The 13,169-nt window shown below is 37.7% G+C and carries 6 protein-coding genes; all 6 read right to left on the bottom strand.

What is annotated here, in order from left to right; genetic code table 11:
- Positions 1 to 62 precede the first annotated feature (62 nt).
- A complete protein-coding gene (locus VLZ86_RS11550) occupies positions 63 to 2,474 on the bottom strand; it encodes an alpha-ketoacid dehydrogenase subunit alpha/beta (protein WP_325451465.1) in 2,412 nt (803 codons plus the stop codon).
- Positions 2,475 to 2,616: 142 nt separating this feature from the next.
- Complete coding sequence (locus VLZ86_RS11545; RefSeq protein ID WP_325451464.1) at positions 2,617 to 4,992, bottom strand: S9 family peptidase; 2,376 nt, start codon at positions 4,990 to 4,992, stop codon at positions 2,617 to 2,619.
- A 508-nt stretch (positions 4,993 to 5,500) separates the two neighbouring features.
- The gene (locus tag VLZ86_RS11540; protein WP_325451462.1) at positions 5,501 to 8,242 is read right to left on the bottom strand and encodes a metalloprotease; all 2,742 of its coding nucleotides are present in this window, start codon (positions 8,240 to 8,242) and stop codon (positions 5,501 to 5,503) included.
- Between the two features lie 362 nt (positions 8,243 to 8,604).
- The gene (locus VLZ86_RS11535; RefSeq protein ID WP_325451460.1) at positions 8,605 to 9,294 is read right to left on the bottom strand and encodes a TIGR00730 family Rossman fold protein; all 690 of its coding nucleotides are present in this window, start codon (positions 9,292 to 9,294) and stop codon (positions 8,605 to 8,607) included.
- Between the two features lie 455 nt (positions 9,295 to 9,749).
- A complete protein-coding gene (locus VLZ86_RS11530; RefSeq protein WP_325451458.1) occupies positions 9,750 to 9,917 on the bottom strand; it encodes a lmo0937 family membrane protein in 168 nt (55 codons plus the stop codon).
- Positions 9,918 to 10,034: 117 nt separating this feature from the next.
- Positions 10,035 to 12,881 carry an excinuclease ABC subunit UvrA gene (gene uvrA / locus VLZ86_RS11525; RefSeq protein ID WP_325451456.1) on the bottom strand — a complete coding sequence of 949 codons (2,847 nt, stop codon included), beginning with the start codon at positions 12,879 to 12,881 and terminating at the stop codon, positions 10,035 to 10,037.
- Between the last annotated feature and the right edge of the window lie 288 nt (positions 12,882 to 13,169).

Here is a 13,169-nt window from a genome sequence, read left to right as displayed (position 1 = left end):
TAGGATATTAAGTGGGAATAAAATAAAGAATTCAATTTCAAAAAAACAAGACGCTATAAAAATTATCTCAACTTTGGATAATCATTAGGATTTCCTTCGTGCATCAAGTCATACACGCTTTCAAAAATATCTTCGATTGAAGGTTTTGAAAAATAATCGCCGTCTGTTCCGTACGCAGGTCTATGTGCGCGAGCAGTCAATGTTTTTGGCTGGCTATCTAAAAATTGATAGGCGTTTTGTTCCCCCAAAATCGCGTTGAGGAGATAGGCTGAGGCACCACCTGGAACATCTTCATCGATCACCATTAGTCGGTTGGTTTTGGCGACACTTTTGACAATATCATGATTCAAATCAAAAGGCAATAAGGATTGTACATCTATCACTTCAGCATCTATCCCGACCTCCAATAATTCTTTGGCTGCCTGTTGGACCAATCGTAAAGTTGAGCCATAGGAAACTAAGGTGATATCGCTACCGGTTTTAAGCGTTTCCACAACTCCTAAAGGCGTTTTGAACTCTCCTAAATTGGTGGGAAGTTTCTCTTTAAGTCGGTAACCATTTAAGCATTCTACTACCAATGCCGGTTCATCACATTCTAAAAGTGTATTGTAAAAACCTGCAGCTTTAGTCATATTTCGCGGCACTAAAACGTGCATCCCTCTTATCAAATTTAAAACACCGCCCAATTGCGATCCGGAATGCCAAATACCTTCCAGTCTATGGCCTCTTGTCCTAACAATTACGGGTGCTTTTTGTTTGCCTTGGGTTCTATAGTGTAAGGTAGCCAGATCATCACTCATAATTTGAAGCGCATACAGGATATAATCTAAATATTGGATTTCAGCAATCGGGCGTAATCCGCGCATCGCCATCCCAATGCCTTGACCCATAATGGTGGCCTCCCGGATACCGACGTCAGCGACCCTAAACTCGCCATATTTTTCCTGTAAACCTTCCAAGCCTTGATTGACATCACCAATTTTTCCGGCATCTTCACCAAATATCAAAACTTGTGGATATTTTTTAAATAGTACATCAAAATTATCACGGAGTACCAATCTGCCATCCACATCTTCTGCAGATGTATCATACGTTGGTAAGACTTCTTTTATGTATAGTGCCGATTTTTTAGATTGACTGTATAAATGTGAGCTGTATTTGGGCTGAATTTTTTTTAAATACGCATCAATCCATTCGTTTAGAATTTGTTTTTCATTGGAGTTTTCAGAAATCACATAACGCAATGACCGTCGGACAGCGGACGCAATGTCTTTTCTAATAGGATCTGATACATTGGACAGCTCAGTGATTACACGTTCTATAAAAACCTTATTGATACTTGAATTCGCTAAATTTGTAATCAGCTGGATAGCTACTTGTTGCTCTTCTTTTATAGGATTCTGATAAGCTTCCCAAGCTAGTTTTTTACCTTCTCTAACTTGTTTCTTAATATTTTTGTCAATGGTATCCAACTCCAGTTCTGTGGAAATACTACTGGTAATGATCCATTCGCGCATTTTACGGATACAATCATTTTCCATTTCCCAATCTAAACGTTCTTTGCTCTTGTAACGCTCATGAGAACCAGAAGTGGAATGGCCTTGAGGTTGGGTCAATTCTACAACATGAATCAAAACAGGCACATGTTCTTCTCTGGCTATTTTTGAGGCATGTTGATAGGTTTCTACCAATGCTACATAATCCCAACCTTTGACTTTTAAAATTTCATAACCTTTGTGTTTATTGTCACGTTGGAACCCTTTTAAAATTTCAGAGATACTTTCTTTTGTAGTTTGATGTTTGGCATGTACTGAAATGCCATATTCGTCATCCCATACACTGATTACCATAGGCACTTGCAACACACCTGCAGCATTTATGGTTTCAAAAAACAAGCCTTCACTGGTACTTGCGTTTCCTATAGTTCCCCAGGCCACTTCATTGCCATTATTGGAAAATTTTGGGCTGTGGATACCTTTAACATTTCTATATATTTTTGAAGCTTGCGCCAATCCCAAAAGACGAGGCATTTGTCCAGCAGTAGGAGAGATGTCGGCACTTGAGTTTTTTTGTTCTAACAAATTTTTCCAATCACCTTTTTCATCCAAACTATGGGTGCCAAAATGGCCGCCCATTTGGCGTCCTGCCGACATGGGATCGTGGTCAATATTTGGATCGCCATAAAGTCCGGCAAAAAACTGTTGGATGTTTAAAGCACCAATAGCCATCATAAAAGTTTGGTCACGGTAATATCCAGAACGGAAATCGCCGTTTTGAAACACTTTGGCCCAGGCTAATTGCGGGACCTCCTTGCCGTCGCCGAAAATTCCAAATTTCGCCTTTCCAGTTAAAACTTCTCTTCGGCCCAGCAGGCTACACTCCCTGCTAGTCATCGCTATCTTATAGTCTTTGAGGATTTCTGATTGAAATTCTTCGAAGGAAATGTCTTTTGTTGTTTGTGGCGTCGTTTGCATAAAGTGCTTTTTAGATATTGCAAAAGTAGTCAAAATGGATAGGTTTTGCAATTCAAATCCGATTTCACCACTCTTATTAATATTTCTATAGGACTATTACAGGCGTTAAAAGTCTGGATGTCAAAACCTGATAATTAAGTTGTTAATCTTTTTTATCTTCCACTAGAGTAGAATTAAACAATTTCAAAATCCGTTTATATTCATCCGTCCAGCTGCTTGGTTCAATAAAACCGTGATCTTCTGCAGGATAAACAGCCATTTCCCAATTGTCCTTGCCCAATTCAATTAAACGCTGTGATAATCTCACCACGTCCTGAAAATGTACATTCACATCCACCATCCCATGGGCGATGAGCAAATTGCCCTTTAAACCTTTGGCAAAATAAATAGGAGAGGAACGTTCATAAGCGATAGGGTCATTAAATGGTTCATTTAAAATATTTGAAGTGTAGCCATGATTATAGTGTGCCCAATCGGTAACTGATCGTAATGCAGCACCGGATGTAAATGTGTCCGCTTCATTAAACAATGCCATTAAGGTGATGAATCCGCCGTAACTTCCGCCGTAAATACCGATCTTATCTTTATCAATGCCATAATTCTCCACTAAAAAATGAGCACCATCCACTTGGTCAGAAAGATCCTTTCCGCCCATATGTCGGTAAATCCCTGTGCGCCAATCTCTTCCGTAACCGGCGCTTCCTCGGTAATCAATATCAATAACGGTATACCCTAAATCTGTCAACAAATTATGGAACATATATTCTCTAAAGTAAGAAGACCACCATTTATGGACGTTCTGTAGATAGCCCGCGCCATGGACGAAAATAACGGCTGCATTATTCTTAACTGATGCTTCAGGTACATATAGTCTTGCAGGCACTTGTGCGCCATCTTGAGCTTTAAATGTGATGAGCTGTGGATCTCTCCAATTATAGGATTTAAAGACATCGGATTGTCCTGAAGTCAACTGAACTGCTTCAGCCTTAGCCGTATTCTTTTTATAGTAAAGTTCCCAAGGTTGGTTGCTGTAAGAATGTAAAATGGCCAGGTGTTTTTCATCTGGAGAAAGTGTCACATCATTATTACCTGTCATAGAGGTCAATTGCTCCATTTTACCACCCATTAACGGCATTTTATAAAAATGTCTTTCGCCTGGACCAATTTCAGAGGTGGTTAAGTACCAATTTTTTTGGTCGTTGGAAATAAAGGGATCAAAAACTTCAAAATCTCCAGAAGTCAAAGCTTTTTTATTACCATTGGTGACGTCCAAAAGATATAAATGGGAATAGCCCGTAGCTTCAGATTGAAAATAAATATGTTTATTATCGGGTAACCAACCCATGGTGCCACCGCCCATTGACCAACCTATGCCCGGTCCGGCAATCCACGCTTCGTCACGTTGTCTATCTAAAATGGACAACTCTCCAGTTGATAAATCTAATTTGGCAATCCAACGGTCTTTGTTGTCTTTAGAGCGAACGTTAACAATAGCGTATTGGCCATTATCAGAAAAATAGGCTTGTGAGGTAATAACTTCTCGCTCTTTTGCTTCCCATTCCTTATCAGGATAATCTTTGACATAGTCCGGTAAATCTGTAATTCCCGGTAAACTATTCGTTTGAACCTTGTAAACGGTATCTTTTTCAATATTATAAATGGCCAACTCCACTTTGGTTTCGTCATCCCCAACTTTGGAGCGTGTGTTCAAGTTTTTTGTATAACTAGAAGCATCAATATAATTTGGTACGATGGTAGCATCACTTTTTCCGCGTTGGAATAGCATAAAAGTCACGTATTTGGCATCTGGCGATACGCGCAGATTGTTCACTTGGTTATCGCCGGTATAATACGTATAAGTTTCTTTTTCCTTTCGTGCTTCCTTTATGTTTTTTGATGTTTCTTTTTTATCTTCACGTTCTTTTACGACGCTTAATAATTTAAGATTTTCTGCTTCCAGATATGTGGCTTTGTCCGATGATTTTGGATCTTTCTTTTTGGACTCTTCTCCCGATTGTATTTGGGTCAGTTTTTTTAGGATGCCGCTTTCCTGTGAATAGATATAGGCATTATTATCGGCTTCAAAAGCAATCCAGTCTTCATTGGCCAAGAAATTTGGGCTGCCGATGTTTTTAGGGAATTGTAGCAACTCCGTTTCCTTTCCTGATTTGATATCCAAAATGACCAAGGTATTGGCCTTAGAATAAATCTTTTTAGTTTTTGATTTATTATAGGTGCCTTTTGCAAAATCAATTTCTTTTTCTTCCGTCCAACTTACTTTTTCAATCTTTTTTGGATTTGCCAATCGCACGCGATATAAAGAATCTGAAGGATCAGCATCTTTGTTGTAATTAAAATAAATGCCCGTGCTATTTTGATCCCATTTGACGTTGGAAGGAAATGTTCCCATCCATTTGGGATCTTGCATTATTTTTTCTACTGAAAGTTCACTTTGTTGTGCGTGAAGATTGATGAAAAGAAAAGAAAAAAGGAGGCTGAAGAAAATGGATTTAGTCATTGGTGTGTTTGTTAAATATTTGTGGTCTATAATTTGTGAGGTGTTGTCTGTTGTCTGTTGTCTGTTGTGTGTTGTCTGTTGTCTGTTGTCAGATATTTCGAATTTGGTTTCGATATTTTTATATTCAAGTTTAACTTAGGATTTAGCTGATGTCACAAACTTATGAATTTTCAATAAGTTTTGACGATAAGGTCAGTTGGTAAATATATAACCGATATTAATAAGTACAGAGTTTAAAGTTCGGAGTTCAAGATTAAACTTCAAAATACTTTATTATCTAGTTAAAGATAAAAACCATTCACTTTCATTGAAACTACTTTAGTTTCTATAAATGTTTTAGCCCCGAACCTGTCGTACATTCAGACGGGTACACGAATATTTTTTTGTTTTTCATATCCTTGTACCAGTTATGTCACGAAATAGACTAGCTGCAGGCAAATCATTCAATTTTAATTTCGACTTCCCACCTTCACAAAATGCTTCGGACGGGCAGGCAAGTTCATTTCTCCTAATACCACTTCCGTCTAAAAAGCCCTAACAGCACCTCCGGGTCTACGGTAAATTTAATTCGGATGCGCTGGCTGTAGTTGGGTTCATCAACTTCCCAGCCTAAACTTGAATATATCGGGAAATAGAGCTCAAAATAATCGGTGACCAAATCCAGTTTGATTCCGGAGTCATAAACGAATTTTGGATTGATTGACTTGTTTTTTACCAATCCAATATCACCATAAGCCTCAATAAAGCGCCATATTGTGGTGCTCATATTAGCGGTGGTCATCCATTGGTTGGCAAAAGGGGTTTCTAATTTAGATTTGAAACCTCCTTCGGCAATGATGATCTGTTGACTGAAAATCCCTGAAGATTCCGAACGTCCTAAATAGTTATAGTCAAATAAATAATCTGTCGGTCTATCCAACGCAAAGCTGAAGTAGTCTGAATTCTCATCGGTATTGTTATAGAGAAATGTTCCTGCAAAAAACCTGAAATTGAATTGTCTATTGCTTTCGGTCAATTTTCGCCATTCATAATTTAAGGCGATTTTACCAAATTTTTTAGCAATCTGAAAGTCATAGTAAAATTTAGAGAAATCGATCAAATCAGTGTGGGCATTGATGTATCGTATATTGAAAACACTATAATCAGGGTCTTTTACTACAACTGTCGATTTATCCTTAACGTTTCTTGAAATATCCAAATACCTAACATTTATATAACTGGATTTATTCGACCTGAAATTGTCATTGTCCCGAAAATAAAAAGAGACGCTCGGGCTTATTTTTGTTACAAAGGCATCTTTCGCAAATGAGGCGTAACTGGCACCCAAACCATAATTAATACGGAATAAATTTTGATCTTCAATATGTTGTGTGTAGACACCAACGGCGCCCCCTGTGAGGGTGTTTGAGTTAAAGCCATATTTGGGTGTGAATTGATAACTTAAGTTTTTCATCAATAAGGTTTTGTTATAAACCTTGGCACCTAAAGTGAAGCCGTCATAAATATTGTTGTATTCCACCAAGGGCATAAAAAACACCTGATTGTAGTTGGGGTCTTCAATGTCCTTAAAAAGTCGGAATTGCAGGGGTTTATTGTTGAAAAACCAACCTTTTAATGATTTCCAATTGTCCCTAAGATTGTATTCAGGGATGGTATTGTCATAATTCAATACTAATTTTGTGGCATCATTGCGCGGGATGGTCAACGTTTTGGTTCCATTTATGTTTTCAATCCACGTTTTTGAAAGGACAGAGTCATTTTTTAAGGTGAAAAGAGATACAGGAACATTGTTTTCTCGTTTGTTTTTAATGGTAAAGGTGACTGAATCTTCAGATTTTACAACGTTTTTAATCCTGAAATCAATTTTTTTTCTGGTGCCGATATAATCGTTAAAGAACCAATCCACCTCTTTGTCCGTATTCTTTTTTAAGAGGTTTTCAAAATCGGCACTCGTTGTCGGTTTGAGTCTGAAATTTTCGAGATATTCGTAAATAGTGTTTTCAACAATATCAGAATCGACAAAATCATTTAAATATTTCAGTCCGATGCCGGCTTTATATTTCCCTGCGATATTGGCATTGAATTTCAGCAATTGATCTTTGGGTAAGGTTAGAGCCTGATCTCGATTTGAACGTGCCATTTGCATGAAATACAAATTGTACTGTTCATTGAAATCAACATCGGCGGCATGGAAAGACCTAAGGCCCCAAACATTTGCTAAAGTCCCAAATAGTTTAAGATCAGGGTAGTTTTCTTCAACATATTTCATCAAAAAGTAAATCTGGATCGCGTCTTTGAGCCAATAGTCTTCTCTAGGGTTTAAGAGCAACGTATTATCAAGGTAGTTGTTTAGGGTCGTTTTTAAAAGCTTGAGTTCATACTGTAAAATTCCCGGAAAGGGATTAAGGAATTTTGGCAATTGGTTTAAACCATAAAGTGGGTCCTTACTGTATTCAATATCGGTGACCAAAAGATAATTATGAGGATATTTCCCTAGGTTTTGTGTGATGAACTGGGTGATCTTATCGATGATGATGGCGCGATCAGTCGGCATGATTCCTTCATCCTCCAAATTGGTGATAATGGTGAAGTTATCTGTTTGTACGAAGTTGAATTTGGGGAATCTATTGATGTACAGTTTGCTGTCCACACGATCCTTTCCATAGTAATAGAACGTCTGGGTGCTATCATTTTGTTTGACATCTTGAATGGTGAGCTCAGAATAAATACCGTAATTCTTTGGAAATTCTACTTTCAGATGGATATCTGCTTTGGGTACATAAAGGTCGTTCAAGTTTTTATTGCTGTAATATTGCCATTGTCCATCATAAACAGCAGGGGTAATGTACCAATATTTTAAATTGAGTTCATTGTTGGAAGTTGCACCATAATCGGTAAACGTATCATCTGGGAATTGTAAATTATAAGACAGTTCAATATGATAGAATGCATTTGGCAATAAAGGTTCAGATAATTCTACTTCTAAAACATCCGGATGTGGTTTTAATCTTGTGTAACTAAGTTCTTGACCTGTGCTATCTTTTAAGGAAGTGATGTTTGTAAAGCCACGCATATCATTTTTCGCAAAGTGGAATTTAGTGCTATATTCTTCGGCAAACCTTTTAGCTATAGGTGTTTTTTTTGTGGAAAAACTGTTGTTCCAGTCGTTGAGATAGATTTTAGCCAACGTATCATTTGTGATATTTTGGTAGCGAAGTGTTTGCGTTATTTTTGCGTTTTTTTGTTGCATGTTAAATCGTGCATCAATGTCAATCTTATTTTGACCGTACATAAATGCCGAATAAAACACTATAAAACTTAAAAGAAAACGTCTTTTCAATGGGGTATGATCAACTTTAAAAGGTTTTAATATCTTGTAATAAAAGGATGGCGTGTAAGTTGGTTAGAAAAAACAACACATCAGGATGCGGTATATAACAAAAGATCAGTGTTTATAGGTTTAATGCTACTTAAAACCAACTTTGAAAGTTGTAGTGGTCCATAATTTAGGATGTATTTCTCCATGATATTGCTCAAATGAATCCTCAATAATATATTTTATTAAGGACTCAGGTTGATATTAAGATTAAGAAATAGATGTGACTACATTCGCTAGAAATTTGGACTCAGTTCAAATTCTTTATAAAAATTATCTAAAATAGTCAATACTTCATCAGGTGTATCTACTAAATGGACGAGATCTAAATCCTTCTCACTAATATTACTAAAAGAGTCCAAAACTGCAGATCTTACCCAGTCTAGAAGACCTTGCCAAAACTCCGTTCCCACTAAAATAATAGGGAATTCTTCAATTTTGTTGGTCTGGATGAGGGTGATGGCTTCAAATAATTCGTCTAAAGTTCCAAAGCCCCCAGGCATCACAACAAAACCTTGGGAGTACTTCACGAACATGACCTTTCTCACAAAAAAATAGTCAAAATCCAAGCTTTTATCAGCGTCTATATACGGATTGTCGTGTTGTTCAAAAGGCAGATCAATGTTCAATCCAACCGAAGTGCCGCCTGCAATATGTGCGCCTTTATTTCCCGCTTCCATAATTCCAGGACCACCACCAGTAATGACGCCGTATCCATGTTCCACAATTTTTTTTGCTATTTCCTCTGCTAATTTATAGTATTTATGATCTGGCTTGGTACGCGCTGAACCAAAAATAGAAACACAAGGTCCTATTTTACTCAATTTCTCATAACCATTGACAAACTCGCCCATAATTTTAAAAATGGCCCAAGAATCGTTGGTTTTTATTTCGTTCCAAGCTTTACTGTGTTTTTCTAATCTCATTATGTGTATGATCTATTTTTTATTGATTGTATTCTTAGTTTTCAGTTTTCAGTTGTCAGTTTTCAGTTGTCAGTTCTCAGTCCTAAGTTTTCGGTGACGTACTCCTTAGCCTTTTCAATTCTGCAGGTCTAATTTGCCTCCCGTCATCTGTTATCTATCGCCTGTGTCATTTGTAATTCTTCTGCCTTCTCGCATCTCGCCAAAACAGACAAATTTAATGGAAAATAACATAATAAGTTCCATTCAATCGGTATTAAAACCGTTTGAAATGAATTTCCAAATGCCAATGATGGTCTAAAGTTCCAATATAAATATTTCCTTGTAAAATTTGCTGTTACCGCGCACTTTACTTTGTTTTAAAAGTGTCACCACTTTATAACTTAAACAAAAAAAGAGACAAATCGTAGGATTTGCCTCTAGTTAGGTCATGTTTTTGAAACTATTCTAAATTTGGTTTAGAGCGGTTTACGGCCGGCAATGATATTGTAAAGAATAGCAATGACGGCGATCACCAATAGAATGTGGATCAAATTGTTAGTAGCTAATCCCTCTACAATACCCAAAAATCCTAAAAGCCACACTACAATACAAATTACGGCAACAAGCCAAAGAATACCTCTCATAATTGTTAGTTTTAAAGTTATCTTACTAATATACTAAAGATTTTGACGCAATTATGCGCTGTTATGAATAAATCTTTAACATTTTTCATAAAACTAATTAAAAATCAGATGAGAATCCTACTGGTTTTGATAGCTTTCGAGCTCTTTTTTGAGGAATTTTGCCGTATAGCTCGTTTTGTGTTTGGCCACTTCTTCTGGCGTCCCTTCCACAATTACCTGGCCCCCACCTTTGCCACCTTCATAGCCAATATCAATAATATGGTCCACAGTTTTGATGACGTCCATATTGTGTTCAATAATTAAAATGGTGTTGCCTTTGTTAACGAGTTTGTTCAACACATTCATCAGGACCCGTATGTCTTCAAAATGCAAACCGGTAGTGGGTTCATCAAGAATATAAAACGTGTTTCCCGTATCACGTTTACTCAATTCAGTGGCCAATTTAATACGCTGAGCCTCACCTCCAGACAAGGTAGTACTTTGTTGTCCAAGAGTAATATATCCCAAGCCCACATCCTTGATGGTTTGTAGTTTTTTATGGATTTTTGGAATATGTTCAAAGAAATCAACCGCTTCATTGATGGTCATGTCCAACACGTCACTAATGGATTTTCCTTTGTAACGAATCTCTAAAGTTTCTCTATTAAATCGTTTCCCCTGGCAGGTTTCGCATTCCACATAAACATCTGGAAGAAAATTCATCTCAATAACTCTAAGGCCTCCACCTTGACAGGTTTCGCAGCGACCACCTTTTACATTAAAGCTAAAACGTCCCGGTTTATAACCACGTATCATGGCCTCAGGGATTTTTGCAAACAAACTCCTGACCTCGTCAAAAGTCTTCGTATAGGTTGCCGGATTGCTTCTTGGTGTACGTCCAATGGGCGATTGGTTGATGTCAATGACTTTGTCAATATGTTCCAAACCTTTGATGCTCTTGTAGGGCATTGGTTTTTTAACGCCATTAAAATAATAGGCATTCAGGATAGGGTAGAGGGTTTCGTTTATTAAAGTTGATTTTCCACTACCGGAAACACCGGTTACACCAATCATTTTACCCAAGGGGAACTTTACCGAAATGTTTTTCAAGTTGTTTCCCGTACATCCTTTCAGCTCAATAAACTTACCGTTTCCTTCACGACGTTGCTTCGGTATCTCAATTTGTTTGGTGCCATTCAGATAGTCGGCCGTAAGAGTATTATGGGTTTTTAATTCCTCAGGCGTTCCAACACTGATGATCTCTCCGCCATATTTACCGGCTTTAGGACCAATATCAATAACATAATCCGCACTTTCAATCATGTCTTTATCGTGCTCAACAACTATAACAGAATTACCAATATCACGAAGTGCTAATAAAGATCTGATCAATTTTTCATTGTCACGCTGGTGTAATCCAATACTTGGCTCATCCAAAATATAAAGTACCCCCACCAGTTGGGACCCAATTTGAGTGGCCAAACGGATCCGTTGTGCTTCACCACCAGACAAGGATTTTGAACTTCTATTGAGAGACAGATATTCTAGGCCTACATCCAATAAAAATTGTAATCGGGTTCTGATTTCTTTAATGATTTCTTCCGAAATCAACAATTGCTTTTCAGAAATTTGGGATGGCAGATTAGAAAACCATGCTGCTAAATCAACAATGTCCATATTTGCCAAATCCGCAATATTCAACCCGTTCACTTTAAAATAAAGGGATTCTTGACGTAATCGAGAGCCATGACATTCATCACACTCCACCTTGTCCATATATTCTTTTGCCCAACGTTTTAAGGAGGTTGTTTCTGCGGCAGCATATTGATTTTCTATAAAGTTAGCGACACCTTCAAAGTCAATTTTGTACTCCCGCGTCACACCCAAAACCTTACTTTCTAAGGAAAACTTCTCGCTACCACCGTACAAGATCATTTTTTTTGCCTCTTCAGGAATGCTTTTGTAAGGATCAGTCAACTGAAAATTGAACAGTTGCGCAATGGTTTCAAACTGTTTAAAGATCCAACTGTTTTTATATGGCCCATGGGGGGCAAGTGCACCGGCTTGGATGGAAAGTTTATCGTCAGGAATGATTTTTTTCTCATTGACCTGATAAAGTTTTCCTATGCCGTTACATTTTGGACACGCACCTTTTGGCGAGTTGAATGAGAAATTATTGGGTTCAGGATTTGGGTAGGAAATCCCCGAAGTTGGACACATCAAGCTTCGGCTAAAATACCGTGTTTCATTACTATCCTGATCTAAAACCATTAGAATATCGTCTCCATGGTACATGGCGGTATTAATGGTTTCAGTGAGGCGTTTATCATTATCGTCGCTATCGTCAATTTTGAGTCGGTCGATAACAATTTCGATATCATGGTTTTTATAACGGTCCAACTTCATGCCTTTAACAAGGTCTTTCACTTCACCATCGGTACGTACTTTTACAAAGCCTTGTTTCGCAATTTGCTCGAACAATTCGCGGTAATGTCCTTTCCTTGAACGGATCACCGGAGCAAGAATATTGATGCGTTTGCCATTAAAAGTTTCCTTGATCAAGCTTTTGATCTGCTCATCGGTATAGCTCACCATTTTTTCGCCAGTATTATAACTATAAGCATCACTCGCTCTAGCGTATAACAGTCGTAAAAAATCATAAATCTCAGTAATGGTGCCCACAGTGGAGCGTGGCGATTTGCTTGTTGTTTTCTGTTCTATGGCGATCACCGGAGAAAGACCATCAATCTTATCCACATCAGGACGTTCCAAGCCGCCAAGAAACTGACGGGCATAAGCCGAGAATGTTTCGATATAACGCCGTTGCCCTTCAGCATAAATGGTATCAAAAGCCAATGATGATTTTCCACTTCCCGAAAGGCCTGTAATCACGACTAGTTTCTCTCTGGGAATGGACACATCTATATTTTTAAGGTTGTGAACGCGCGCGCCTTGAACCTCAATTGTTTCTTCAAATTTACTCATATTCATAGCAATCCTGCCTGATTTACAGACAGGTTTGCAAAGGTACAGATAATGATGTAAAAAATGAAGGAGTTGATATTTAGAGTTTTGTTAAATAATAATCCATATTTTACGATTCAGGCCATGCTTCTTTAAAACTAGGTTTAACAGTGAAAAAGTTCGCGTTTCCTCTTAAATTTGAGTTGTGGGTTTAGTTTAAAATTAATTTGAAGCAAAATAATGGTTGCATGAAATGCTTTGAGAAATAGAACATCACCGAATGATTATACTTTAAATTTTATAGATGAT

The organism is Gelidibacter sp., assembly GCF_035515035.1.
GTDB lineage: Bacteria > Bacteroidota > Bacteroidia > Flavobacteriales > Flavobacteriaceae > Gelidibacter.
The sequence above is the reverse complement of the archived record's forward strand: the minus strand, read 5'-3'. Positions and strand labels throughout refer to the sequence as shown.